This is a genomic window from Ornithinibacillus californiensis (assembly GCF_001038485.1).
Classification (GTDB): domain Bacteria; phylum Bacillota; class Bacilli; order Bacillales; family Amphibacillaceae; genus Ornithinibacillus; species Ornithinibacillus californiensis.
This window is the reverse complement of sequence record NZ_LDUE01000015.1, coordinates 1-25,915: the sequence shown is the minus strand read 5'-3', so window position 1 is coordinate 25,915 and position 25,915 is coordinate 1. Positions and strand designations below refer to the sequence as shown.

Here is a 25,915-nt window from a genome sequence, read left to right as displayed (position 1 = left end):
ATGTTTTGTAATTAGGAGACCTGTCCCTCCATTTGTTTCGAGAGGTATTTCCCGATGATAAGTGGAATCTTCTTTTGCGTAATGGATAAAAAGCTGGATATAAACGGGTAATCTGCGTCTGGCTTTGTAGCTAATAATTCTCCCCACCATTCTGCTTCATAGCGTGACAACATGCTAAGGTTATACAGAAGTAAATAATGCACCATCACTTCTGAATGAGGGAAAAGTAACGCGCGATCGGTTGGGATATAGATGGCATGATCCATATCTACTGGAAAGGGGTCAATCCAATGACTTAACGGTTCCTTTAAACGCAGTGTAAAGTGTTCCACATCTGAAGTTGCCTCTGAAATAGGTAAATACGAGCCTAATCGTTTAAGTAACGCATTTTCAGTCATATTGTAATGATCGCAAAGTGCTTTAGGAACGACAGCAGTTGTATCACCGAGATATCCAATTTTCACTAAACTACTTTTCTTTTCATAAGTGAAATAAGGATGGAGTTCCGGAATTATTTGAAAAAGAGACCTCATCGTAATTTTCTCAAAGGGAAGCTTGGAAATCCCAAAGAGATGTTCTGAGAAATAAGGATACAGCCCTTTATGTTGTATTTTCACCTCGTCCTCTAAAAAGCTATAGTCCTTCTTTTTTCGCTTCCGAGCAGATACACCATGTGCTAGAACAGAGGTTGACTCTGGATATTCAGGCCGTCTCGTTAATAGGCAGGCTTTTAATAAATGTGCCATCCCGTAGAAAAGCATGACTGGTTTCAATACCGTATCCAGTTGTTCGCCAGCTCGGTAATATTCGCTTCCGTGGTGTAAACAATACATAAAAACATTACAGTTTTCATAACTCTTCTTCTCTGCTTCGACATCGGGCAACTGCTTGTAACATTGTAATAAGTATTTTTGAGCGGTTTGTTGTGATTGTAGGTATGTGTAAAATGCAGAAATTTCCTCTTGAAAATGCATAATAACGTCCTTTTCCTTTGATAGAAAAATTTGAAAATATCAACATTAATAACTTGCAAATCTCTTATTGAAATAATCCCTCGGTTGAAGTATTGTAAATAACAATAGATATACGAACTAGCTTTTCCCTAAGATAATTTTATTATTCTTTACCTTTGTTCCGACTAAATTTTAAGGAGGATATATATGAGAGAGGATAAGTTTGCTAAAGAAGGATTAACATTCGATGATGTACTGTTAATTCCTGCAAAGTCAGATGTATTACCCCGTGAGGTTAATGTCAGCACAAGGTTAAGTCCTAATATAATGTTAAATGCCCCATTAATCAGTGCCGGAATGGATACTGTTACGGAAGCGAGCATGGCTATTGCTATGGCTAGGCAGGGTGGTCTTGGGATCATTCATAAAAATATGTCGGTGGAAGAACAAGCTGAGCAAGTAGATCGTGTGAAACGATCTGAAAGTGGCGTCATTACGAATCCATTCTCGCTAACACCAGAACATCAAGTATATGATGCGGAACACTTAATGGGAAAATACCGAATCTCTGGCGTACCAATTGTAAATAACGAAAATGATCAAAAGCTTGTAGGTATTTTAACGAACCGTGATTTACGTTTTATTCAAGATTATTCCATACGAATTTCAGAGGTAATGACTAGTGAAAATCTAGTTACTGCTCCTGTTGGAACGACGTTAGAAGAGGCTGAGAAGATTCTTCAACAGTATAAAATTGAGAAATTACCTCTAGTTGATGAAAATGGAATACTTAAAGGACTAATCACGATTAAGGACATCGAAAAAGTTATAGAGTTCCCTAACGCAGCTAAAGATGCACAAGGTAGATTATTAGTTGGGGCGGCTGTAGGTGTTACTGGCGACTCACAAAGTCGTATAGAAGCACTTGTAAATGCAGGTGTGGATGTAATTGTAGTAGATACGGCACATGGCCATTCTCAAGGTGTAATCGAGCAAGTAAAACATATTCGTGAGTCTTATCCGAATCTGGATATTATCGCTGGAAATGTTGCAACAGCGGAAGCAACAAAGGAATTAATTGAAGCCGGAGCAACGATTGTAAAAGTTGGAATCGGACCAGGATCAATTTGTACTACTCGAGTAGTTGCAGGTGTTGGTGTACCACAGATTACCGCTGTACATGATTGTGCTGTAGCGGCAGCAGAATACGGTGTACCTGTCATTGCAGATGGCGGTATTAAATACTCTGGTGATATTACAAAAGCAATCGCTGCTGGTGCACATGCAGTGATGCTTGGTAGCATGTTTGCCGGGGTATCTGAAAGCCCTGGTGAAACAGAAATCTATCAAGGAAGAAGATACAAGGTCTACCGTGGAATGGGATCTGTTGGCGCGATGAAGGCAGGATCGAAGGATCGCTATTTCCAAGATACAGAAGATGCGAAAAAGCTTGTCCCTGAAGGTATTGAAGGAAGAGTTGCCTACAAAGGTCCTCTAGCTGACACCGTCCACCAGTTAATTGGTGGCTTGCGTTCTGGAATGGGATACTGTGGTGCTCCTACCATTGAAGCTTTACGAACGGAAGCACAGTTTATTCGTATTACCAATGCTGGTTTACAAGAAAGCCATCCACATGATGTACAAATCACAAAAGAAGCACCAAACTACTCGCTTAAAGGGTAGATTCTACTATATGACTTGAAAAGATGGGCATTATTGCCCGTCTATTTTTTTATGGTAAACTATGATAAAATACTAAAGGTGTTCCATAAAAATATAAACAAATTCAAACAATATAGGGTGGAGGTAAACAAAGTGAAACAGATCTATTCAAAAGTATTTATGATGGTACTTGTTGTCCTTATTGCAACGACATCATTTATGACACAACCAAAGAATATACAAGCAGCTGAGTTAGAATTAGATGCTGAATCAGCTATTTTAGTTGATGCAGAGACAGGGAAAGTATTGTTTGCAAAAGACCCTGACATTGCACTTCCACCAGCAAGTATGACAAAAATGATGACAGAGTATCTTGTTTTGGAAGCAATTGAAAATGGGGAAATCTCCTGGGAAACAACTACTCAAATCAGTGATTATGCGTATAGCATCTCTGAAAATCCTAGCTTTTCAGGTATTGGTTTAACACAAGATAAAAACTATAGTGTAAAAGAATTATATGAAGCAATGGCAATTTTCTCCGATAATGGGACATCGATTGCACTTGCAGAATTAATTTCCGGTTCTGAAGGTGAATTTGTAAAGCGCATGAACCAAAAAGGTGAAGAAATGGGCCTTCCGGATGCAAAGTTCGTAAACTCAACTGGATTAGAAAATAGCTCACTAGGTGAAAACTATCCAGAAGGTACAGATCCAAATGGTTCCAACCTATTATCCGCACGTTCACTTGCTTTGCTAGCATATAATTTAACGAATGACTTTCCACATGCACTAGATATTTCTAGTCGAATTGAAGATGAATTCGAAGGCTATACTGTAGAAAACTTAAACTGGATGCTTCCACACGAAGCAACCTATTTAAAGCAATTCTATTATGAAGGTATGGACGGTCTAAAAACAGGTTATACAGGCCTTGCTGGCTATACATTTACTGGTACAGCAGAACGTGATGGAAGAAGACTAATCTCTGTTGTAATGCGTACCGAAAGTAAAGCTGCTCGTTTCGAACAAACTGCTCGATTAATGGATTATGGCTTTAATCAATTTGAAACAAAAGAACTTTTTGCAGCTGGCTTCCAATTAGAAGACCAAGAGTCTATCCCAGTAGCAAAAGGTAAAGAAGATACAGTAGACATCTCTATGAGCGAAGGCTTCACACTCCCAATTAAGGGTGGAGAAGAAGAACTGTATCAAATAGAATATTCTATTGATGAAGAGAAACTGAACGAAGATGGAGAGCTAATCGCACCAATCGAAAAAGGCGATAAAATTGGAACAGCCAAGCTAGTATACACAGGCGACGCTGACCACGGCTACATCTTCAATACAGATAACCTAACCGTAGACCTAGTAGCAGAAGACACCGTAGAAAAAGCAAACTGGTTCATGCTAACCCTAGGAGCAATCAGCGACTTCTTCAGCGGAATCTTTACATCTATCGTTGATACTGTAAAAGGTTGGTTTTCTTAATAGATAAATTTTTGTAAGAAAGTTAAAATATAGCACTGAGCGGCGGGAATATACGGAGACTCCTGCGGGAGGAAAGGCATCGGTGAGACCCCGCAGATGCACCTGCGTCTGCAAGCATCGCTTCGTAGTAGGCTTCCTCGGTGCAAGGCAGCAAGGAAGCTTATTCAAGTAGTAGCCTGGCTCACCAGCCGCCCGCGGAAAGCGCAGTGTATTCCCGCCGCGGATTTGGCCAGAAGGTCATTTTTATAAGATTAAAGAATAAAACTTGCATCTTTTACAAAAATTAGCTATGATATTGATTAATCAAAAAACAACTTTAAAAGTTATGATAGGAAATAGTAACAGTACCGTTTTCTAAAGAGAGTCGATGGTTGGTGTGAATCGATGAAAATTTACTGTGAATCCATCCTTGAACTGGTTTACCGAAACATTAGTAAGTAAACCCGGTTACGTACCGTTAACACGATAGAGCCGGAAGAGTTTTCTCTTCAACAAGGGTGGCAACGCGGGAAATATAACTCTCGTCCCTATTTATTAGGGACGGGAGTTTTTTGTATTTATTTAAAAATTTCAAGGAGGAATTTACCATGCTAGACATGAAATACTTACGCAATAACTTTGAAGAAGTAAAAGGTAAACTACAACACCGCGGAGAAGATTTATCAGAGCTTGACCGTTTCGGTGAGTTAGACGAAAGACGTCGTGAATTAATTACAAAAACAGAAGCCCTAAAAGCAAAGAGAAATGAAGTAACAAAGCAAATCTCTCAATTGAAAAAAGAAAAAAAAGATGCAGATGAAGCCATTAAGGAAATGCGTGAAGTTGGCGATCAAATTAAAGAATATGATAATGAGTTACGAGAGATTGAAGAGACGCTTGAAAACATAATGTTATCAATCCCGAATATCCCTCATGAAAGTGTACCAGTTGGTGAGGACGAAGATGACAATATAGAAGCTCGCAAGTATGGTGAACTTCCTAGCTTTTCTTTTGAAGCACAACCACATTGGGATATTGCTACAAATTTAGATATCGTTGACTTTGAACGAGCTGGTAAGGTTACTGGTAGCCGCTTTATCTTCTATAAGGGCTTAGGAGCAAGATTAGAAAGAGCACTTTGGAACTTTATGATGGATTTACATGCCGATGAACACGGTTATACCGAATTACTTACACCACAAATTGTCAATCGAGCAAGCTTAACGGGTACTGGACAGTTACCTAAATTTGCAGAAGATGTTTTCAAACTAGCTGATACGGATTATTTCCTAATTCCAACTGCTGAAGTTCCAGTAACGAACTATCATCGCGATGAAATCCTAAGTGCAGAAGATCTGCCGAAAAAATATGCAGCATTTAGTGCTAACTTCCGCTCTGAAGCAGGTTCTGCTGGCCGTGATACACGTGGACTAATCCGTCAGCACCAATTTAATAAAGTGGAATTAGTTCAATTTGTAAAACCAGAAGATTCTTATGCAACACTAGAAGAATTAACAGGTCACGCTGAAAAAGTACTTCAACTACTTCAGTTACCATACCGAGTCATGAGCATGTGTACAGGAGATTTAGGATTTACAGCAGCGAAGAAATACGATATCGAAGTATGGATTCCAAGCCAAGATATGTACCGAGAGATCTCTTCTTGCTCAAACTTTGAAGACTTCCAAGCAAGACGCGCAGGCATTCGCTTCAGAAGAGAAACAAACGGAAAACCAGAATTCGTTCACACCCTAAACGGCTCAGGCCTAGCAATCGGCCGCACCGTAGCAGCCATCCTAGAAAACTACCAACAACAAGACGGTTCTGTTAAAGTACCAGAAGTCCTAGTACCGTACATGGGTGGAGTAGAGTTTATTAAGTAAAGGTAGTTTAAGGTTTAACTAAGAAAATATGGTTTATAATAAATAGTTATTTTAAGAAATATAGTTTATCGCTGTGAGTGGCTAGAATACACGGAGACTCCTACGGGAATAGTGAGCAGGGTGAGACCCCACAGGACGGAGTCCGAGGAGGCTCACCGTTCACCCCGTGGAAAGCGGAGTGTATTCTAGCCACGGCCACGGCAAGGACTACTATAATTGCTATTGTTGCCATAATAATTATCATTAAAATCTAAAAAAATTTACTATTTACTAACCGCAAAAAAATAAACACCTTCATATTGACATCGAAAATCAAATCATGTATATTAATATTTGTTGCCACGGAGGTATACCCAAGTCTGGCTGAAGGGATCGGTCTTGAAAACCGACAGGCGGGTCAAACCGCGCGGGGGTTCGAATCCCTCTACCTCCTCCATTTTTAAACAAGCGCATAAATATTGGAGATATAGAAAAACCGCTACTGCTGTAGCGGTTTTTTGCGTTTTAAGTCTATTTGTCCTCTTTCGAAATCAATGTTTCTAATAATGCTGTTGGAAGAAGATCCAAGCCTTTATGATGCTCAGTCAATAGAAGCTGATCATTACTAGTTTGTTCGTTCTTCATGACTTCTTCTATTTCATGATGCAGCTTTTCCATCCGATTATCTAACTCAGTAGCAACAGTTGCAGAATATCTTAATTCCTTCATGATATACTCCGGAACATCTTTATGATATCTGTAAAATATCTTATGTTCTAAGCTCGCCCAGAAATCCATAGCAACCGTTCTAATTTGGATTTCAACAAAAACATCCTTCACTTGGTCTGACAAGAAAACAGGTATTTTGATAATCAGGTGAAGACTTTGATAGCCATTTGGTTTAGGATTTTGTATATAATCCTTGCAAGTAACAACAGTAACATCTTTTTGTTTCTGGATCATATCACTAATCTTGTAAATATCAGATACAAAGGAACAGACAATGCGAATACCAGCAATGTCATGTATATTTTTTTCAATCGACTCTAGTGTCAGTTCTAAGTTTTTGCGCTTTAGTTTGTTTAGAATACTTTCAGGGGTTTTGATTCTAGATTTTATATGTTCTATTGGATTATAGTCATGGATATACTGAAACTCTTCTTTCAAAATCTTAATTTTTGTATTCATTTCATCTAAACCGAATTTGTATATCATCATAAAACGAGTCAGTTCTTTTCGAATTTCGGTTAAGTTTTGTAGTTTTAATTCTTCTTTTTGCAAGAGAGATTTCTTCCTTTCTAGGCTACTACTATTAGTATACAATATGGGGTCCAACTAGATGGGAATGAAGTCGTTTAAATTTGTTAGAAAATGGCGAAAAAAAAAGATACACCCATGGATGTATCTATAGCATATAGTTATTTAATTAACTCTCTCGTTTCCCAACGTCTTGATTGTTGAATAAAATGACCAATCTTCTCTAGAATCGGTTCAATAGAAGTATCGTCATTCATTAAATCATAATCGGAAATATTAATTCTTAAAATCGGACAAGCATTAAAGTTATTAATCCAGTTTTCATAACGGTTGTACATTTCTTCCCAATACGAAGTAGGTGTACTTTTTTCCATCTCACGACCACGTACTTGAATTCGTTTCAGAACTTCATCAAATGAACCTTCAAGATATATTAATAAATCAGGGTGTGGGAAGTATGGTGTCATTACCATGGATTCGAAAAGACTCGTGTATGTTTCATAGTCTGTTTTTGACATCGTTCCACTTTCGTAATGCATCTTCGCAAATATTCCAGTGTCTTCGTAGATGGAACGGTCCTGAATAAATCCTCCACCGTATTCAAATATTTTCTTCTGCTCTTTGAAGCGTTCTGCTAAGAAATAAATTTGTAGATGGAAGCTCCAACGTTCAAAGTCATCATAGAATTTTTCGAGGTATGGATTCGTATCTACCTTTTCAAATGATGTTTTGAAATTCAAAGCATATGCTAATGCCTTTGTCATCGTAGACTTTCCTACCCCAACTGTCCCAGCAATGGTAATAATACTATCGTTTGGGATATGGTACTTATCTCTTAAATTCATTATATAATCTCCTTTTAAAAGGTTAGTATGATTTCGATACAGCTTGAAACGTGTTTAATTGTTTTTCTACTTGAACAATAATCGTATTTAAATCATCCTGATTCTTAACAAAGTCTAATTTGTCCCCGTTAATACGGATAACCGGAATTTCAGGATGCATGATTTCAAATTGATTCATATACGCTTCATAATCCTCTGCTAACTGAGCCAAGTAGGATGCTTTAATATTTTGCTCAATTTCTCTGCCACGCAGTTTAATACGGTCTAATATCGTATCAAGGCTTGCGTGTAAGTAGATCATCATATTCGGTACAGGCATGTCAGCTGTTAAAATGTGATAAATCTTTTCGTATTTCTCAAATTTATCCGCTTGAAGCGTGCGCTGTGCAAATATCATGTTCTTTGATATATGGTAATCGGAAACAACCGCTTTTTGTTGTGTGAGATACTTCTTATCGATATCTTCTAATTGTTTAAATCGGTTGCAGAGAAAGAACATTTCGGTTTGAAAGCTCCACTCATCAATATCATCGTAAAACTTTCCTAGAAATGGATTTTCCTCGACGATTTCCTTTAGAAGATGTAATTTAAAATGATCTGATAGCCTTTTAGCTAAGGAAGTTTTACCAATCCCAATTGGCCCTTCAATTGCGATAAATGGGACCTCTGTCATCATCGTTCCCCCAATCAAAAAAATACTGACAACATATCTTCTAATTCTATCATAATCGACATAACTCTTCTATAAGTGATTTCAGTAAGGAATAGGAATAATTGGTAACTCATCATATAATTTCTATTTACTTTTCATTTATTTTCTAGTTTTGTATAATGAGTAATGTTCCAATAAAATTTGCCTTCGTAGCTCAGGGGATAGAGCATCGGTTTCCTAAACCGTGTGTCGCAGGTTCGAATCCTGCCGTGGGCATTATTTGAGGTTGGGACAAAAGTATTTCTATCAAAGGTAAAACCGAACATTTTGGTTAGTGCATATAACTCGCCCCGGAAATATACTTCGCTTTCCGTGGGCGGCTGGTGAGCCTCCTCAGAGCTATCGCTCTTGCGGGGTCTCACCGAAGCCTATCCTCCCACAGGAGTCTCCGTATATTTCCGGGGCTAATCTAGTGTTTGTTCGCCTTTTATTACCCTTGATTGAGTTATGTCCCAACCTCTTTGTTTTTTTATAAGTAGTAAATAAATATTTTTCCTAATTGGGGGTTAAATTGGGGCCAATTAGAACTTTAAGAGAAAAAATCAACCTAATTTCACTTAACCAAGTAAATACAAAATGCGAAAGCAGCTGAAATTAGTCAGTTGCTTTTATATTATCAAAATATTTACTCTACTATAAAAACCAGGAGTACAAGTCATTAATAATGACATTGGGAAGGTTAGATTGTTTGATGTCAATTATGCAATTAGAAATAGCGATGGATAGTTAAGAAGTCGGGAGGTCTATATCTTATTAGACCTTCTGAGATTAGTATGAGGTGATAAATAACAAAATGAAAATAGCATCATACATTACTATCATGAATTGTGTGTAAAATTAACAACCTAATATATAAATTCATTAAAATCGGTTAACGTTACTAAATGCAAAAATGTTAAAAGTAAAAACATTCCAATTGTGTTAGTAGGTATTAGTTAATCTAAGTCTAGATCATGAAATAGTTGACTAGTGGGGCCTTCCTTCCCTTTTAGACACCTGCTCTAATGGGTGGAAGGAGTGGATGTTGAAGGAGATTGTAATTTTATTTCAATGATATATAGTATAACTTAACAGTACCAACTTGTATAAAACGGTTTGCTCATTTATTTTATAGGCATTGACAAATTTTAATGTTAATATTCGATGGAATAATAAGAACTTCCGATTACCCGGAAGTTCTTATTCGTAGTATAGTCTTGTAATTGAATTAAATACCGTGTATTCCAAAAGTACGATGTTCATAGGTTAAGTTTAAGTATTTTCGAGACTAAACTAATAATCCCTTTCTATATAACTCTTTACAAAAGTTGTTGTAATCGAGTACTGCTGTATCATAATCAACTTCATATTTTGCAATAATTTCATTAATTATTCGATTTTGTTTTTCGCCAGTGTGTATCATTGTAAGAATCATACTACCAAGTTCATCTAAACTATAATATCTATTATCTTTAAGATTTAATAATAACAAGTGTTTATCTGATTCTACAAATGATATACTTTTTGAGATTGTATAATCCATAAATATTAATCTCCTTTGTTATTAAAAAATAGTTTAAAAAAGGCTCCTTTTACAGCTAATAATTTTTTAGGTTCTCCCATTTCGACAATTTTACCATTAGCAAGAACTATTACTCTATCAGCCCTTTCTGCAATATCATAATCGTGGGTACTTACAATCCTTGTAACATTTTCCGTTTTGCTAATTTCTGTATTAATAACAATTTTATTAGCTTTATCCAGTCCTCCAGTTGGTTCATCTAAAATAAGTAGATTTGGATTCAATAAGATAGCCCTTAAAATTGCTAACCTTCTCTTTTGACCACCTGAAAAGTTCCCACCATTATTCCTAACTATCGTATTATATTTTTCTGGTAGGCTATTAATTAACATATCTAGATTTAATTCTTTTACTTTTAAGTTAATTTCACCCTCATTAAAACTTGCATTAAAACTTAAATTTTCTCTTAAAGGGACGTTATATAAAAAGGGTTCCTGCCATACAACTGCTTTTTTCCCTACAATATCATCATTAAAATATCTTATTGTTCCATCTGTAGGAGTATATAGTCCAGCGATTAGTTTTAATAATGTTGATTTCCCAGAACCGCTTTCTCCAACCACTACTATTAACTCTCCATGATTAACAGAAAATGTGATATCAGTTAACGTTTGCTTTTCTATTGAGTAATTGAAGTTGACATTCTCAAATTCAAAACTTGATGTTGGGTTAGTATCATTAGTTTTTATAGGGATGTCTAAAAATTCCCATACTCTAGAGGCAGCACCGATAGAATATTGTATAGAACCAAATAACTCACCAGCACTTCTCACTGGATAAAATAGCAGTTCAATAGTTGCTAAGACTGTTATAAGTTCACCAATTGCAATTTCACCATGATAAATTAAAATAGAACCAACTGACAAAATTAATATATAAGCAGCCGTTTCCGATATTGATCCTGATATTCTTAAATAGCTAGAGAGAATATCCTGTTTTATTTCATTATGATAAATTCTTTGAGTTGAATTTTTAAAAATCTTTTTTCCCCATGTTTCTTTACTTAAGCTTATTAGGTCTTGAATTCCTTGAATCATCCCTGTTAGTCCTTCTAATGTATTAGCTTTACTTTCTTGAGTATCATAACTAATTTTTTGTAACTTTTTTCGCATAAACCACGGGATTATAAAACTTAACACTAAAAAGGGGATGATTATTATTGTTAAATATACATTTACGTTACTCATTGCAATTACTGCACCAATAAGTTGTGCTATTGAATGAACTACTTGAGCTAGTACAGTTCCGTATATATTTGTCCATCCTGGTAAATCTGACATAATTATGGATTCCATCTTGCCTTGTTTTATATTTTCAACTTTAATAAAAGGTAATGCTAAGTAATGGGCAAATACTTTATTTCTAAGATCCATAAGTATCTTTTGACTTACTTTACTACACAAATACTGTACTAGAATTGATAAACTCCAGGTAAATACCCATGAAAATGCATATATAATTATTAGGTACACAAGTCTTTCATGTTTACCCACTATTAAACTATCAACTATCAACCCAAAAAGAATAGGTCGAGAAAGGTTTAAAACAGCTGATAGAACACCTGTTATTACCGACATTATTGTTAGAATTTTTTCATTGAAAAGAGGATTAATAATCCTTTTATATATACTCAATTACTTTTTCCTCATTCTTTGTAATATCTTTTAGCCATAAACTAAGACCAATTAATGCATGTAAACCTCGTGTAAGTCCTACTTCTTTTCCACATTTCCAACTTTCTAAATAGAGTAAAACCTTCTCTTCTGATATAATTCCCAGTTTACATAAGGGACCGTTAACAACATTCGAAATTATATCATTCCAATATTCTTCTAAGGCTAAAAATGTAAATTTATAAAAATCCTCTTGTCCTATCTGAAAGTATTTTGGATAATATTGCCTAAACGCATTTCTTTGTAACTTTTTATCAAAGTTGTCTTTTGTATAGAATGAAAAAGGAAGACTTAACACAAACTCAATTAATTCTTTGTCTAAATAAGGGAAGTTCTGTTCAATTCCATACTCAAATCCAATAATGTCTGCAACATTAAATGGTAAAAATGTCATATTCAAATCTCTAGCCATCTCAGTAATATACTTTGTTTTATATTTAAGTTTATTAGATGTGTTTTCCATATGTTCTTTAATACCCTCTAAAACAGCTTTATCATTTACGTATGGGGGAACCTCAAATCTTTGATGAATAGATGCATTCCAATCCTTTGGGGAGGGATATTTTTGTTTAATGTTTAATAAAGGGTAAATACCATATGACTTTAAATACCACCAAGCATTTAATCCACGACTTTTCTGTACATTAGCTAAATACAAAGAGGTTTTCCACGAAGAAGTAAATCTTAATTTCCTAAGCAAATCAGAAATATATGAATGATTACCTGTTAAAAGTTCATCTCCCCCATACCCACTAATTATACTGTTGAGACCTAATTCTTTTGCTTTTTCGAAAACAGCGATTCTCCAAGGGTAAAAAAAGTAGTCTGGTGTTGGTTCTTCTGGAATAGATGTGTAGCTATAATCCAAATGAGATAGTGGAAGATAGTCATCAATACTTTTAGTATTCCAGGTTAAATTATAAGCATCTGCAATTTTCTTTGCCTCGTGCTTGATGTCATCCTCACCGATAAATGTTAAAGTTAAAGACTGATCTTTCGCGGTTACTAAAGGTGAATTAGCAAATATAAGACCAGTAGAATCATAGCCACTACTTGTTTCAAATAAAGCAGACTCTCCTTTAGTTTTTTGTATTGCTTGGGTTAATTTCTCTCTATATAAATTATAAATATCTTCTTCACTTTTCTTTTCTAATTCCAGATTTAACTTAAAATATACTTCCTTCTTAGAAAGAATTTTATATTCATTATTGAATGTCAAAAGCTTGCCTCTTGGTACTCGATTTATATTTACAAAAGGTGTATCTTCCCATGAATCCACATAACCTAAACCTATCAAATATTTATAAAAATAATCTAAATTCCAATCATGATTTGGATTTTTAATTTCTTTAAGAGAAGTAGAGCAATAAAAAACATTATTTTGTATAGTCCAATATAAAGGTATTCTTCCGGTTGGATCTCTATATAATATTATAGTTCCTTCCAATTTATCGATTATAGCGACACTACCTTGAACTGTTTCAAGCTCATTGAGACCTTTACTGCTGATTTTCTCCAAAATATCGGTAGCTTTATCTCCTATTGTTCTAGCCAATACAATAAATCTATTATTAGATGCTAAACTACTTTCATTAATTAGACTTATTTTTATCGGGAAACTTCCCAAGTAAAATTCTTTTTCTATTGGAAAATTAGATATTCTGCTATAGTTACCAATGGAAACTTTAAACTTATTATAAATATGCATTCTTAAAATTCTCCAATCACTTTATATGGTACATTTTCATTTCCATAACTATATTTTCCGGATTCTATCCATGCATGAGCGACAAAAGGTGGACTTTTAACTCCGATAACCACTTTTGCATTTAGTCTATATATGAAAGCAATATATTTAACAGCAGCACTAATTTCAACACACTTACAACTTAGTGGAAGGTATTGACTAACATTAAATACTGTATTGTATATATCACCTAGAAGTCTTGGATTCTTTCGAGCGAAGTTTGTATTAACCTTTAATATCTTCATTCCAAAAATTCTTAAGAATAACCATGAGATAACTAACATAAATATGGATAAAATAATGAGATAAAGACTATGTATTTTATTTATCAACCAAGTCATATTATGACAGCCTTCCTATAACAAAATATTGTTAGAAATTATTATCTCCAATGTTATTAGTATTGAGAGCCTGAATCCTATAAAAACTTTAGTAATCTATTAATCTTTCTTTGTATTGTCACCGAAAGGTAATATTCTTGGTTCTCTTGAACCGTGAAGGTCCCCGCCGTTCATTCCTCCGCCTCTTGTCAGCTTAACTGCAGATCCTAAATCAATCATAGTTGGAGCACTATATTTTTTTAGTTGTTTCTGTACTTTTTTCAATTTAATTTCCTCCTTTTGATTAGAGACAATAATTTCCAACTATCTGCAATATATTGAAAATTCATTGATTAGTCAAAAGTCTGTTTATTGAACCTGATAAGAAATATGGTAAGTTCCACCATTTTTTAAAAGTGAGACAACAAATAATTACAAAAACAGGAAATATTTCCTGGAAATTACAAAAAAGTGGATTTTTTTATGTCAGAATTTGTCGATGTTTCCCAACCTATTAATGATAACTTTTTATATTAGATTCCATTACAAAATATAAAATTCTATTCTTATTTTGTTCATAGTAAGAAAATGAATAAAGCTGGTTTGGATATGTAATGACAGTTTTATATACGAATGATTTAACTACGCGGAGAATGATATTGAGAAGAACATTCAGAGTCTTAGGCAATTTCACGAATCTTAGGTTCGATTTATCTAAAAAGTATAACGAGAATTATGAGCCAGAATACATTAATAATTTAGATGAGCTACTGAATGAAGTAAGTATAGGGAACTGCTAAATGCATAATTAAGTAATGAATCCACACCAAGTAGCTTATCTTTTGCTTCAAGTTTATTTGAGAATCTCACATAATTTAGATATTGCGTACATCCTTATTATAGTACCATTGGTGCATCTGCTATTTTTTTTCTTCTGTACTTCTTGCTAAGCACTATTGCTAAATTAAAAGAAAAAGATTTTGCAATTTCCTTTTTGCACTATAATTCACATACCCTACATTAATAATTTCGGTCAATATGAATGAACGTGTGAAATTATTATTCAAATCCATCAATAAAACCCTTGAAAAAACAATAAAATCGCACTGTGAATTTATATGTGAATCACAGCACGATTTAGTATGCGAAATGGTATACGTTACTATTTAGACGATCTCCATAAAAAAGTGTAGCTTATAGGAGAACTTTCATATTTTGAATTATAGTTGTTCATTTGCAGTATTTTAAAGGAAAAATATGTTTTTAATAATTGGGGTCAAAATGGGGCCAAACTAGACCAGATAAATATAAATAGATAAAATAGTACCTAAATAAAAACTTATAGAACCTTTTTATATCAATAATTTATAATATAACTTAACAAGACAGAATGGTATAAATCGGTTTCCTAAACCGTGTGTCGCAGGTTCGAATCCTGCCGTGGGCATTAGTAAAACCTTGCTGTTGCAAGGTTTTTTTCGTTGAAATCATTCAATTGACAATACACACTATAACCATTATAATTATATTTAATTAATAATATCTTAATTAAGAATATAAATTTAGCACCAGTGCTTATATTTTTTTGAATAAAATTATCTCGAATTCGAGGTAAGTTTTAATGGATTGATAGATATAACTATAATTCTCTACTCAGCTATTCCGCTGATTAATGGATTACAACAGTTAAAATGAGAGGATATGGACTAAAGTGAATCAATATCGAAACGAATCGATTAACGACTTAGATATTTATCATGTCATACAGCCAATTATAGAATTAGATACGAATCAAGTCTTTGGATATGAAATGCTACTACGCTCAAGGGAAATTAGTAATCCAGAATTGATGTTTAAGCATGCGAAACAAATTAATGAGTTATATGAATTAGATATGCAATCGATTCATACAGCATTCGATACCATCAATAACTCGTTAGACGTTTTAGATAATTTACATTTATTCATAAACATTCTCCCATCCACCATCAGCAACCCAGCATCTTTGAGTAAACTAGATCAACTTAAATCTAACTTGAAATCAAACACTGCAACGGTTGTATTCGAAATTACAGAGGAAAGAAAAGAAGCAGAATTGCAGATGTGTGTCAGTATGGTCACAGATATTAAAAATAAAGGGTTCTTAATCGCGTTAGATGACATCGGTAAAGGGGAGTCAACGCTACCTTATGTCATTGAATTGGAACCGAATATTGTCAAACTGGACCAGTACTTTTCAAAGGATTTAGCAATTTCACCTAAAAAGCAACAAGCAATAAAGCTAATGCTACGTCTTATTGATGATGAAGCGATCTTGATTTTAGAAGGTATCGAAAATGAAGCGGATTTGCAAGCAGCAAAAAGACTGGGAGTTCGTTTTGCCCAAGGTTATCATCTAGGAAAGCCACAGGATGTTAATTATTATCTAGCTAATTCAAAACAAGTTATTTAATGATTCATCAGTAGCGTAAAGTTCTTTATAATTGGTGGTGATTGGAATGATTAAAGCATTAGAAAAAGAAATAGACAACAATATTCTAGATTTAATTTGGAAAAATACTACGGATGCCATATTTACTTTAGGTCACGATGGATCTGTATTGTACGGCAATCCTGCATTTGAGGATATGCTTGGCTGGAAATTAAGCGAATTAAATGGTATCGAGTATCCACCCTTTATTGTCGATATGTCAAAAGAAGACCATCAAGTATTTATCAATGAACTAAAGGCAGGAAAAGAATTTCCATATTCTGTTGTGAAGCGAAAAGATAAATACGGGAATGAACTGGATATTCTAGCTTCTTACCGAGTAATTAATAATGAAAAGGTACTTGCTGTTGCGATGTATAAGGATTTCACGGAACAAATGGCAATTCAGCGGAAATTAGAGGAAAGTGAATATTGTTACCGTATGCTCGTCGAATATTTACCAGAAACTATCATTAAGCAACGGGATGGAATCATTGATTTCGTGAATGAAACAGGGGTTAAATTATTCGGTAAGGATCGTGTAGAAGAAGTAATTGGCTATTCTATGTGGGATTTCATTACTAGCGATCAAATGGAGGAAATTCAAGAGGTTATAGATGGCGTCTATGAACAAGAAGAATTTCAAAAGCCAAAAACGGTTGTTGGGGGAATACTTCGAAAAGATGGGTATATGATCTATGCAGAAGTAAAAGTAATCCCAATCGGAAGTAAAGAAAAACGTGATATTCAGATCGTTATTCGTGACGTTACAGAAAAAAAGCAATATGAATCGAAGCTAGAATACTTGGCATATCATGACCCATTGACAGGGCTTAAAAATAGAAGACTATTTACCAGAACCGTAGAGGATTCTATGAAAATAGCGGAAGAAAACAAAGAAGAAATAGCAATACTATATATAGATATTGATAAATTTAAATCAATCAATGATACCTATGGCCATGATATAGGTGATTCGTTACTCGTTCAATTTTCTAAGCGGTTAAAGTCTAGTGTACGTGAACAAGACGAATTATGCCGTGTTGGGGGAGATGAGTTCCTTGTTCTATTAAAGGGCATTAAGGAAAAGAATGAGGTTAACCTTATTACGGAGAGAATCCATAAAGCCTTTCAAGAGCCATATCAAATAGGCGACAAATTAATGAAAATAAGTTCGAGTATAGGAATTTCAGTATTTCCTAAGCATGGAACGGATACCACGTCGCTAATCTATCATGCAGATCAAGCACTATATCGAGCGAAAGAAGAAAGAAATCAATTCCAATTTTATAATTAAACAAGTATTTCCATGTGAATACGGAGGGGTAATAATGTATCAAATTCCAGGGCATCACCACATATCCATGATTACGAAAAATGCTAGTGAGAATAACCATTTTTATAAACGCATACTCGGTTTGCGCCGTGCGAAAGTGACCGTAAATCAGGATGATCCGTCGATGTACCACTTATTTTATGGTGATAGAACAGGTTCTCCTGGTACAGAGCTGTCATTTTTTGAAATCCCGATGGTAGGAAACACCTATCACGGTACAAATGCAATTACTAGAATAGGCTTACTCGTTCCTTCAGAAGAAAGTCTACACTATTGGGAAAAGAGATTGGACGAATACGATGTCGCTCATAGTGCCATCACAACGTACGCGAACCGCCCTGCATTAAAATTTGAGGATGAAGAAGGACTTCGTTTAGTACTGGTTGTTGCTAACGGTGAGAAAGTGGCGCACTGGGAAACATGGGAAAAGTCTGAGGTTCCTGCTGAGCATCAAATTCAAGGCATGGGTCCAGTTGAAATAACGGTAAAAAGGCTGGAAAAGCTCGCAAACACCCTAACAGACATGTTCGGGTATAAAGAAGTAAGTCGAAGTGAAAGAGAAGCAATTTTCCAGTCTGTTCAAGGAGAAGTCTTTGGAGAAATTGTTGTGAAATATATGGACGGTCCTTCGGAAAAACCAGGTCGTGGTAGTGTTCACCATTTAGCGATACGCGTTAAAAACGATGAAGAGCTTCAGTTTTGGGATGAACAAGTGAAACAACGAGGCTTCCATTCTTCTGGGATTGTTGATCGTTTTTACTTTAAGAGCTTATATTTCCGTGAATCAAATGGAATTCTATTTGAAATTGCGACAGATGGGCCAGGATTCACTGCTGATGGAGATAATATCGAAACCCTCGGTGAAAAATTAGTGTTACCACCATTTTTAGAAGACCGTAGAGATGAAATTGAACAGAATCTAAGGCCAATTGAGGAGTATTAATTCATTTACAAACATTTAGGAGGAAAATAAAATGAACCAACTAAAAGGCATACACCATGTAACAGCAATTACAAGTAGTGCAGAAAAGAACTATGAATTTTTCACGTATGTGTTAGGAATGCGTTTAGTGAAGAAGACAGTAAACCAAGATGATATTCAAACCTATCACCTGTTTTTTGCAGATGATAAAGGTAGAGCAGGAACGGATATGACATTCTTTGATTTCCCAGGTATTCCAAAGGGAGAGCATGGAACAAATGAAATATACAAAACATCTTTCCGTGTGCCAACCGATGCAGCATTAGACTACTGGGTAAAACGATTCGACCGTCTAGAAGTGAAACATACAGGCATTAAAGAAACATTCGATGTGAAGACAGTATCGTTTGTTGATTTTGATGATCAGCATTATCAATTGATATCGGATGAAAATGATAAAGGGGTTGCCTCAGGCACGCCGTGGCAAAAAGGGCCAATCCCATTAGAATATGCGATTACTGGCTTAGGACCTATTCATATCCGTGTTGACCAGTTTGATCACTTGAAAGAAGTATTAGAAAAGGTATTATTGTTTAAGGAGATTGCACAAGAAGGATCATTGCACTTATTTGAAGTAGGTGAAGGTGGCAATGGTGCACAAGTCTATGTAGAAAAGAATGTCGTTTTACCAACTGGGCGACAAGGATTTGGAACTGTGCATCATGCAGCCTTCCGTGTAGAGGATCGTGCTGCTTTAGAAGAGTGGATCGATCGAATGAATAGTTTTGGTTTCCATTCATCCGGTTATGTCAATCGTCACTTCTTTGAGTCGTTATATACGAGAGTCACACCTCACATTTTATTTGAGTTTGCTACAGATGGTCCTGGCTTTATGGGAGATGAGCCATATGAAACGCTTGGGGAGAAATTATCTCTACCTCCATTCCTAGAGCCTAAACGTGAACAAATCGAAAAATTGGTCCGTCCAATAGATACCGTAAGAAGCACGAAGGAATTCGTAAAAGAATAAAAGGATTCAACTAACAAACATTAAAAATCTACTAAGGTTACGGAATACGCCTTAGTAGATTTTCTTTTTGCTTTGTTTTTAAAATCACAAAAAAAGAGAGAGCTCATAGCCCCCTCCCCTGTATACATTACTCTGTTAGTAATTTATCTTTCAAATCATCTAACATAAGGTTTGCAGCAATAACCCCACCTGCTGTATTCCAAATGGTATCACTTACTTCGTAGACTTTACCAGCTTGAACAGCTGATAAACTTTGCCATAATGGATCATTGATCCACTCATCTGCTATTTCTTGACCATCTTTTGCTTTTAGATAAGTGAAATAGAAAATAACGTCGCCATCCATTTCATCAATTCTTTCTTTCGTTACGCCTTTAGCTGCAAAGTCATCAACATCTTGTGACTCTGGTCGAGCTAAGCCAACTTCTTCCAAGATAATCCCAGAAAAGGAATCTTTATGATAGACACGAACATCTTCTGGCATGAAACGAACCATTGATACTTCAGTATTCAGTTTATCGCCTAACTCTTCGGATAGGTTCGCAACTCGTTCATTGTATTGATCTAGTACTTCTTGGCCTTTTTCTTCTTGACCGATAGCTTCAGCAATTAGTTTAAAGTTAACTTTCCAATCGCCACGAAGCGTTTCCTCAAAGACGGTTGGTGCAATCGCACTTAAAGCTTCGTAATGTTCTTCTTGTCTCATTTTATTTCCAATAATTAAATCGGGTTCTAATGCTAGAATAGCCTCTAAATTAATGTCACTCTCTGTTCCGACTACTTCTACGCCATCCATTTGATCGGTAATATGGTCGTACCAAGGATCTCCATCCCAGGATTGAACAGCTCCAACCGGTTTAACTCCCATAGATAATAATGCCTCTGTTCCATGATTCGTTAAGATGACAATTCGTTCTGGGGTGCCCTCTATCGTTGTACTCCCCATCGCATGTTCAACAGTATAACTGTCTTCACTCTGTGGTTCTGTCGTGTTTTCTTCAGAAGAACCACAAGCGGAGATTACAATAAGTATGATTAAAGATATCATCAATAGTATAGATTTTTTTAACATATTGAATATCCTCCTATGTAAATTAGTGATAATGATTATCATTCGCATTTTTATAATAATCGCTTTCATTAATAGTGTCAATGAATTTTTTAATTAATTGAAAATGATTCTCAGAGTCATTGACAACAATTCTCAATTACATTAGATTAAAGGTATAAGAAAAGTTTTGAGATAAGAGTAGCATTGCGTTACAGTTTTCTTAGAAAGGTAACTCACTATGATCAGTGGAAAATATAGTAAACTGTTTGGATTAGTGATTGGTTTATTTATTGTTATCAGTCTCGTCTGGGCAAGTATCATATTAGGATTGACAAAAATAACACCGCAAATGGTAATTGATTCTTTTTATCATTTTGATGGTTCAAAGGAACATATCATTATACAAGACACAAGACTACCTCGAGCATTGATTGCAGCTACAGTGGGAGCATGTCTGGCAATTGCTGGTACAATCATGCAAGGGTTAACAAACAATCCACTAGCTTCACCAAGTTTATTTGGTGTTAATGCGGGAGCAAGTTTCTTTGTCGTGTTAGGAATTAGCTTTTTAGGGGTAACCTCATTAACCTCCTTTACATGGCTTGCCTTTACAGGAGCTGCTCTATCTACAGTCATTGTCTATGTACTTGGCTCCATGGGGCGGGATGGATTAACCCCGATAAAGATAACATTAGCAGGGGCAGCCATTGCAGCACTATTTTCATCGCTTACACAAGGGATGCTAACGTTAAATGAGAGAGCATTAGATCAAGTGCTTTTTTGGCTAGCTGGCTCTGTACAAGGTAGAGAATTAGAAATTTTAATCGCTGTTTTACCATATATATTAATTGGCTGGGTTGCAGCCTTAACGATTGGCGGTCAAATCAATGTCCTATCCATGGGAGAAGACATGGCCAAAGGTTTAGGGCAAAAGACCATATTAGTCAAAATTTTTGGCGGTCTCATTGTTGTTCTTTTAGCCGGTGGAGCTGTTGCAGTTGCAGGTCCTATTGGATTTCTAGGGATCATTATTCCACATGTTGCTAGATGGTTAGTCGGTATTGATTATCGTTGGGTTATCCCTTATAGTGGCATACTTGGAGCTATATTATTATTATTAGCGGATATTGGCGCTCGATACATCATTATGCCGATGGAAGTACCAGTTGGTGTCATGACGGCATTAATCGGTGTTCCCTTCTTTATTTACATTGCAAGGAGGGGAATTAATGAATGAAGAAACAATTAACCTTTCGATTTAGAAATCTATCTTTCTTAATGGATAAAAATAGTCTATTTAAAATAGTAGGGTTAACCATCCTTATTATCGTGATTATGATTGTTAGTTTAGGGATTGGTCAAATGCAGGTTGCGCCTTGGAATGTTGTCAAAGCAATCTTTGGTGCTGGTAGTGACGCAGAAAATTTAGTTGTCCAATCGTTTCGCATGCCGCGAATTTTATTATCTGTATTAGCAGGCGCAGGGTTAGCTATGTCAGGTGCTATTTTACAAGGGATCATTCGAAATCCATTGGCATCTCCGGATATTATTGGAATAACTGGTGGTGCTGCAGCGTCAACTGTCGCGTTTTTAGCTATCTTTAGTGACCGAAGTAGTTCACTCACGGTAAGTATTCATTGGTTACCATTAGCATCTTTCATTGGTGCTGTTGCAATGGGATTTCTCGTTTATTTCCTCGCATGGAAAAAAGGTGGGATTGCTCCAATACGGCTGGTGCTGATTGGTGTAGGTGTATCCGCAGCAGTTCAAGCGTTAACGACGATGATTATGTTACTTGGCCCAATCTATACAGCTTCAAGGGCAAATATTTGGATTACAGGAAGTGTGAACGGTACGAATTGGACGGAGATTCAAACACTGACTCCATGGATGCTTTTCCTACTAATTATTCTATTTATTTATGCTAGAAGATTAAATATGCAGGAATTAGGGGAAGAATTAGCAACCAATGCAGGTAGCCTTGTCCAAAAAGACCGTTTTATGTTGATACTCCTTAGTACGGCATTAGCCGGAGGAGCGGTTGCATTTGCAGGTGGGATCGGGTTTGTCGGTTTAATGGCACCTCATATTGCACGACGTTTAGTTGGTTCTGTTTTCGGAGCGCTTTTACCTTGTTCTGCATTAATTGGTGGAATTATTGTTCTGATTGCTGACCTTATCGCAAGAACGGCCTTTGCCCCATTAGAAATACCAGCAGGTGTGTTTACATCTGCCATCGGTGCACCTTATTTTATTTATCTATTGTTTAAAAGTAGAAATAACTAGTTTCCGATAACGGAAAGCAAAAGAATGAAAGGGGTTTTAAGAATGGATGCAATTTCAACAAATTCATTAACCTTAGGCTACGGAGAAGAGAATATCATTCAAGAATTAGATTTAGCCATACCAAAAGGGAAAATTACCGTTTTTATTGGAAGTAATGGTTGCGGAAAATCAACACTCCTTCGTTCTCTTGCGCGGTTATTGAAACCAAAAAGTGGCTCCATCGTTCTGGACGGCCATGATATTGCTCATACACCAACGAAAAAAATTGCGAGAAACTTAGCTATTCTGCCACAGTCACCGTCTGCTCCTGAGGGACTCACTGTATTACAGTTAGTCAAGCAAGGGAGATATCCATACCAAAACTGGCTGCAACAGTGGTCGGAAAAGGATGAAAAGGCGGTAAAAAATGCGCTTAATGTTACTGGAATGGCGGACTTGGCTGATCGCAAAGTGGATTCCTTATCTGGTGGTCAACGGCAGCGTGCATGGATTGCAATGACCTTGGCACAGGAGACAGATACAATCCTACTGGATGAGCCAACAACCTACTTGGATATGACGCATCAGATTGATATTTTAGACCTATTGTACGATTTAAACCAGACCGAACAGCGCACGATTGTCATGGTTCTACACGATCTGAATTTAGCATGTCGATATGCCGATCACATTGTAGCCATTCAGGATAAAAAGATTTATAAGCAAGGTAACCCGGATGAAATCATTACACCAGAGCTTATGCACAGAGTGTTTGGCTTACAGTGTCAAGTAACCTGTGACCCAATCTGCGGAACACCACTATGTATTCCATTTAGTAAAGGTAGACACTTAAAGGATGTTCGAAACAATGTTGCAACCGTTAATGGATAAGGAAAAAGACTATTTAGAAACCAACTTTAGGATAGTAAACCAGAAAGAATTTGAGGATAACATGGTGTCCATGGCTAGCTTGCTTGATGAGGATTTTTTAAAAGCTTACTTGATCCAATTGAAAGTGGAATTAAAGTCGGATAGTTTATTTGCCGCTGGATCTCAACTAATGAAGAAATTAGGTTTTTTATTAGCGGTTCCCACTTTATATTCGCTATCGGTCTATCATAAATGTTTACCGATTCAGCTAGAAAATTGTTTTCTAGTACCAGCGCATAATAATGGAAAATGGATACCGAATATGTTTATAAAAGATTTAGCAGTTATGCAAATGAACGGCAAAAATCGTGAGGAAGAGCGCAATTTTTATGTTAAAAATCTTTTCAACACGATCCAAACGCTCATCCATGCTATTTCTAATGTGGCCAAGGTGCCTAAACCTATTCTTTGGGAAAACGTTGCGATATATATCTATTGGCTATACGAGGAAAAAATGAAGGCAGAAATAGGCTCTGGTGAGTTTAATCAAGCAATCAGTGACTTTAACTACCTTTTACAAGAAGCGAGTGCTGAAACCTATCAAGAAACGTTTAACCCTATTACTAGATTTTATAGTGTTAAGCGGGACGTTGAGGGGATAGAAGATCCGATTCGTATAAGAAGAACCTGTTGTTTTTATTATGAAACCGGTGAAGACAGAGATTTTTGTAGTACGTGTCCTAAATCAAAGGTTAATCAAGAAGCTTGTCGAGCAACAAAGAGAAAATTACTCAATCAAATGAATGTTGTGAAATAGGAGATATGAGGGGAACGGCACCTTATATCTCCTTTTGATATGGATTCAATCTTTCTCCAAGATCTATTGTTATTCCATAACAAAATTAAGACAATGAACACTTTATTGATGTATACTATAGACACTGGATAGACGAAAAAGGTCGAATTCAGTGTTTTTATTTTAGAGTAATTTGAGGTGGGGAAATGTTAGTAGCAATCGTTTTATTAGTTGTTTTTGCTGTATTAGTATTCCTAGTTTCGTTTCGGGTAAAAAAATTCGATGCGCAGGCAAACTACGAAGAATTAAGCATGAAACAAACAGTGGAATTTTATAAGTTAAATAAGAGAATCAAAGTATTAGAAGAAGAATTAATGGTGGAGTATGAAGAATGAGAAATTTATTACAAGGAATAGCAATTGGCGTTTTATTAGCAACAGGATTATTAGCATTAGTTTATTACACGAATCCAGAGCAGGAAGTCATTGTGAAGGAAAAGGAATACACGGTTGAAGCAGCGATTTCCTATTTGCAGGAGCAAGACAATGAAGTTAGCAAGAAGGATGCAGCACCCGATAACTCAGAAGAAACACAATCAGAGCAAACGGAAGAAGTAGAAGAAGATAATACAGAAGTAGAAACAGAATCGGAAACTGAGGATACAACAGGGCAAGCTACCGAGGAAACAACTGAACAAACAGAAGAACAAGTAAAAGATTATCAGTTAGTCATCCAAAGTGGAATGAATTCTGATGATGTTGCGGATCTTCTTTATGCAAACGGGATTGTGGATGATGCGGTTGCATTCAATCAATACTTAGAACAAAATGGTTATCAACATGTCATCCGAACTGGTACATATGATGTAAATGAACAAATGAGTTATCAAGAAATAGCAATCATTATTACGAATTAAACCATATTTATGAGACTGGGACATAACTATTTTATCAAAAAGTAAAACCGAACTATCTGTTTATGGGTGCATATACCACGCTCCGGAAATATACTTCGCTTTCCGCGGGCGGCTGGTGAGCCTCCTCGCTCGTTCCGAGCTGCGGGGTCTCACCTATGCCTATCCTCCCGCAGGAGTCTCCGTATATTTCCGGAGCTGAA

General features: G+C 35.9%; 23 protein-coding genes, 2 tRNA genes and 1 other annotated feature. Of the genes, 15 read left to right on the top strand and 10 right to left on the bottom strand.

The window, feature by feature from the left end; translation table 11 throughout:
* Positions 1 to 11: 11 nt before the first annotated feature.
* A complete protein-coding gene (locus tag TE34_RS03420) occupies positions 12 to 974 on the bottom strand; it encodes a YaaC family protein (protein WP_047983431.1) in 963 nt (320 codons plus the stop codon).
* A 186-nt stretch (positions 975 to 1,160) separates the two neighbouring features.
* Here TE34_RS03420 and guaB point away from each other — a divergent pair, with 186 nt between their 5' ends.
* The 4 genes from guaB (at position 1,161) to TE34_RS03400 (ending at position 6,401) form a co-directional block, all read left to right on the top strand.
* Positions 1,161 to 2,636, top strand: coding sequence for an IMP dehydrogenase (guaB, locus tag TE34_RS03415; protein WP_047983430.1), 1,476 nt, complete (start codon positions 1,161 to 1,163; stop codon positions 2,634 to 2,636).
* 132 nt (positions 2,637 to 2,768) lie between these two features.
* A complete protein-coding gene (locus TE34_RS03410; RefSeq protein ID WP_047983429.1) occupies positions 2,769 to 4,103 on the top strand; it encodes a D-alanyl-D-alanine carboxypeptidase family protein in 1,335 nt (444 codons plus the stop codon).
* Between the two features lie 316 nt (positions 4,104 to 4,419).
* Positions 4,420 to 4,635, top strand: a binding site (T-box leader).
* Positions 4,636 to 4,690: 55 nt separating this feature from the next.
* A complete protein-coding gene (serS, locus tag TE34_RS03405; protein ID WP_047983428.1) occupies positions 4,691 to 5,965 on the top strand; it encodes a serine--tRNA ligase in 1,275 nt (424 codons plus the stop codon).
* Between the two features lie 343 nt (positions 5,966 to 6,308).
* A tRNA-Ser gene (locus tag TE34_RS03400) sits at positions 6,309 to 6,401 on the top strand.
* A gap of 74 nt (positions 6,402 to 6,475) precedes the next feature.
* On the opposite strand, the gene TE34_RS03395 is transcribed toward TE34_RS03400, so the two are convergent.
* The 3 genes from TE34_RS03395 to TE34_RS03385 form a co-directional block, all read right to left on the bottom strand.
* Positions 6,476 to 7,162 carry a GTP pyrophosphokinase gene (locus TE34_RS03395; protein ID WP_084710615.1) on the bottom strand — a complete coding sequence of 229 codons (687 nt, stop codon included), beginning with the start codon at positions 7,160 to 7,162 and terminating at the stop codon, positions 6,476 to 6,478.
* Between the two features lie 200 nt (positions 7,163 to 7,362).
* Positions 7,363 to 8,046, bottom strand: coding sequence for a deoxynucleoside kinase (locus TE34_RS03390; RefSeq protein ID WP_047983426.1), 684 nt, complete (start codon positions 8,044 to 8,046; stop codon positions 7,363 to 7,365).
* 22 nt (positions 8,047 to 8,068) lie between these two features.
* Entirely contained in the window at positions 8,069 to 8,719 is a 651-nt protein-coding gene (locus tag TE34_RS03385) for a deoxynucleoside kinase (RefSeq protein WP_047983425.1), read from the bottom strand.
* Positions 8,720 to 8,901: 182 nt separating this feature from the next.
* On the opposite strand from TE34_RS03385, the gene TE34_RS03380 reads away from it, so the two are divergent.
* Positions 8,902 to 8,974, top strand: a tRNA-Arg gene (locus tag TE34_RS03380).
* A gap of 1,051 nt (positions 8,975 to 10,025) precedes the next feature.
* Here the strand turns inward: TE34_RS03380 and TE34_RS03375 are convergent.
* From TE34_RS03375 to TE34_RS20925, 5 genes are all read right to left on the bottom strand, one after another.
* Entirely contained in the window at positions 10,026 to 10,280 is a 255-nt protein-coding gene (locus TE34_RS03375) for a PqqD family protein (RefSeq protein WP_047983424.1), read from the bottom strand.
* A 5-nt stretch (positions 10,281 to 10,285) separates the two neighbouring features.
* Positions 10,286 to 11,953: an ABC transporter ATP-binding protein gene (locus TE34_RS03370; protein ID WP_047983423.1), complete on the bottom strand. Its 1,668-nt coding sequence runs from the start codon at positions 11,951 to 11,953 to the stop codon at positions 10,286 to 10,288.
* The gene (locus TE34_RS03365) at positions 11,940 to 13,700 is read right to left on the bottom strand and encodes an asparagine synthase-related protein (protein WP_053074954.1); all 1,761 of its coding nucleotides are present in this window, start codon (positions 13,698 to 13,700) and stop codon (positions 11,940 to 11,942) included. The genes TE34_RS03370 and TE34_RS03365 overlap by 14 nt, the downstream gene beginning before the upstream one ends.
* Positions 13,701 to 13,702: 2 nt before the next feature.
* Positions 13,703 to 14,080 carry a lasso peptide biosynthesis B2 protein gene (locus TE34_RS03360; RefSeq protein WP_047983422.1) on the bottom strand — a complete coding sequence of 126 codons (378 nt, stop codon included), beginning with the start codon at positions 14,078 to 14,080 and terminating at the stop codon, positions 13,703 to 13,705.
* A 99-nt stretch (positions 14,081 to 14,179) separates the two neighbouring features.
* Complete coding sequence (locus TE34_RS20925; protein ID WP_236687096.1) at positions 14,180 to 14,344, bottom strand: lasso RiPP family leader peptide-containing protein; 165 nt, start codon at positions 14,342 to 14,344, stop codon at positions 14,180 to 14,182.
* A 1,426-nt stretch (positions 14,345 to 15,770) separates the two neighbouring features.
* On the opposite strand from TE34_RS20925, the gene TE34_RS03355 reads away from it, so the two are divergent.
* From TE34_RS03355 to TE34_RS03340, 4 genes are read left to right on the top strand one after another with little or no spacing between them, the layout of a single operon-like run.
* Positions 15,771 to 16,511 carry an EAL domain-containing protein gene (locus tag TE34_RS03355; RefSeq protein WP_047983421.1) on the top strand — a complete coding sequence of 247 codons (741 nt, stop codon included), beginning with the start codon at positions 15,771 to 15,773 and terminating at the stop codon, positions 16,509 to 16,511.
* A 46-nt stretch (positions 16,512 to 16,557) separates the two neighbouring features.
* Positions 16,558 to 17,826 carry a sensor domain-containing diguanylate cyclase gene (locus TE34_RS03350; protein WP_047983420.1) on the top strand — a complete coding sequence of 423 codons (1,269 nt, stop codon included), beginning with the start codon at positions 16,558 to 16,560 and terminating at the stop codon, positions 17,824 to 17,826.
* A gap of 34 nt (positions 17,827 to 17,860) precedes the next feature.
* Complete coding sequence (locus TE34_RS03345; protein WP_047983419.1) at positions 17,861 to 18,808, top strand: ring-cleaving dioxygenase; 948 nt, start codon at positions 17,861 to 17,863, stop codon at positions 18,806 to 18,808.
* 31 nt (positions 18,809 to 18,839) lie between these two features.
* Positions 18,840 to 19,817, top strand: coding sequence for a ring-cleaving dioxygenase (locus tag TE34_RS03340; protein ID WP_047983418.1), 978 nt, complete (start codon positions 18,840 to 18,842; stop codon positions 19,815 to 19,817).
* 127 nt (positions 19,818 to 19,944) lie between these two features.
* Here TE34_RS03340 and TE34_RS03335 read toward each other — a convergent pair whose 3' ends face one another.
* Positions 19,945 to 20,889 (bottom strand): ABC transporter substrate-binding protein, encoded by a 945-nt coding sequence (locus tag TE34_RS03335; protein WP_047983417.1) that lies wholly within the window; start codon positions 20,887 to 20,889, stop codon positions 19,945 to 19,947.
* A 217-nt stretch (positions 20,890 to 21,106) separates the two neighbouring features.
* Between TE34_RS03335 and TE34_RS03330 the strand changes: the two genes are divergently transcribed.
* From TE34_RS03330 to TE34_RS20155, 6 genes are all read left to right on the top strand, one after another.
* Positions 21,107 to 22,105 carry a FecCD family ABC transporter permease gene (locus TE34_RS03330; protein WP_047983416.1) on the top strand — a complete coding sequence of 333 codons (999 nt, stop codon included), beginning with the start codon at positions 21,107 to 21,109 and terminating at the stop codon, positions 22,103 to 22,105.
* On the top strand, positions 22,102 to 23,154 hold the full coding sequence (locus TE34_RS03325) for a FecCD family ABC transporter permease (protein ID WP_047983415.1): 1,053 nt from the start codon (positions 22,102 to 22,104) through the stop codon (positions 23,152 to 23,154). The genes TE34_RS03330 and TE34_RS03325 overlap by 4 nt, the downstream gene beginning before the upstream one ends.
* Positions 23,155 to 23,196: 42 nt before the next feature.
* Complete coding sequence (locus tag TE34_RS03320; RefSeq protein ID WP_047983414.1) at positions 23,197 to 24,024, top strand: ABC transporter ATP-binding protein; 828 nt, start codon at positions 23,197 to 23,199, stop codon at positions 24,022 to 24,024.
* Positions 24,002 to 24,820, top strand: coding sequence for an IucA/IucC family C-terminal-domain containing protein (locus tag TE34_RS03315; RefSeq protein WP_047983413.1), 819 nt, complete (start codon positions 24,002 to 24,004; stop codon positions 24,818 to 24,820). The genes TE34_RS03320 and TE34_RS03315 overlap by 23 nt, the downstream gene beginning before the upstream one ends.
* A 185-nt stretch (positions 24,821 to 25,005) precedes the next feature.
* Positions 25,006 to 25,194 (top strand): hypothetical protein, encoded by a 189-nt coding sequence (locus TE34_RS03310; RefSeq protein WP_047983412.1) that lies wholly within the window; start codon positions 25,006 to 25,008, stop codon positions 25,192 to 25,194.
* The gene (locus TE34_RS20155) at positions 25,191 to 25,715 is read left to right on the top strand and encodes an MltG/YceG/YrrL family protein (protein WP_053074953.1); all 525 of its coding nucleotides are present in this window, start codon (positions 25,191 to 25,193) and stop codon (positions 25,713 to 25,715) included. The genes TE34_RS03310 and TE34_RS20155 overlap by 4 nt, the downstream gene beginning before the upstream one ends.
* The last annotated feature ends 200 nt before the right edge of the window (positions 25,716 to 25,915 follow it).

Coding starts and splice junctions, on each gene's coding strand:
- TE34_RS03420 (WP_047983431.1), bottom strand. CDS start 974: ATGCATTTTCAAGAGGAAATTTCTGCATTTTACACATACCTACAATCA.
- guaB (WP_047983430.1), top strand. CDS start 1,161: ATGAGAGAGGATAAGTTTGCTAAAGAAGGATTAACATTCGATGATGTA.
- serS (WP_047983428.1), top strand. CDS start 4,691: ATGCTAGACATGAAATACTTACGCAATAACTTTGAAGAAGTAAAAGGT.
- TE34_RS03395 (WP_084710615.1), bottom strand. CDS start 7,162: ATGATGATATACAAATTCGGTTTAGATGAAATGAATACAAAAATTAAG.
- TE34_RS03390 (WP_047983426.1), bottom strand. CDS start 8,046: ATGAATTTAAGAGATAAGTACCATATCCCAAACGATAGTATTATTACC.
- TE34_RS03385 (WP_047983425.1), bottom strand. CDS start 8,719: ATGACAGAGGTCCCATTTATCGCAATTGAAGGGCCAATTGGGATTGGT.
- TE34_RS03375 (WP_047983424.1), bottom strand. CDS start 10,280: ATGGATTATACAATCTCAAAAAGTATATCATTTGTAGAATCAGATAAA.
- TE34_RS03365 (WP_053074954.1), bottom strand. CDS start 13,700: ATGCATATTTATAATAAGTTTAAAGTTTCCATTGGTAACTATAGCAGA.
- TE34_RS03360 (WP_047983422.1), bottom strand. CDS start 14,080: ATGACTTGGTTGATAAATAAAATACATAGTCTTTATCTCATTATTTTA.
- TE34_RS03350 (WP_047983420.1), top strand. CDS start 16,558: ATGATTAAAGCATTAGAAAAAGAAATAGACAACAATATTCTAGATTTA.
- TE34_RS03345 (WP_047983419.1), top strand. CDS start 17,861: ATGTATCAAATTCCAGGGCATCACCACATATCCATGATTACGAAAAAT.
- TE34_RS03340 (WP_047983418.1), top strand. CDS start 18,840: ATGAACCAACTAAAAGGCATACACCATGTAACAGCAATTACAAGTAGT.
- TE34_RS03335 (WP_047983417.1), bottom strand. CDS start 20,889: ATGTTAAAAAAATCTATACTATTGATGATATCTTTAATCATACTTATT.
- TE34_RS03330 (WP_047983416.1), top strand. CDS start 21,107: ATGATCAGTGGAAAATATAGTAAACTGTTTGGATTAGTGATTGGTTTA.
- TE34_RS03325 (WP_047983415.1), top strand. CDS start 22,102: ATGAAGAAACAATTAACCTTTCGATTTAGAAATCTATCTTTCTTAATG.
- TE34_RS03320 (WP_047983414.1), top strand. CDS start 23,197: ATGGATGCAATTTCAACAAATTCATTAACCTTAGGCTACGGAGAAGAG.
- TE34_RS03315 (WP_047983413.1), top strand. CDS start 24,002: ATGTTGCAACCGTTAATGGATAAGGAAAAAGACTATTTAGAAACCAAC.
- TE34_RS03310 (WP_047983412.1), top strand. CDS start 25,006: ATGTTAGTAGCAATCGTTTTATTAGTTGTTTTTGCTGTATTAGTATTC.
- TE34_RS20155 (WP_053074953.1), top strand. CDS start 25,191: ATGAGAAATTTATTACAAGGAATAGCAATTGGCGTTTTATTAGCAACA.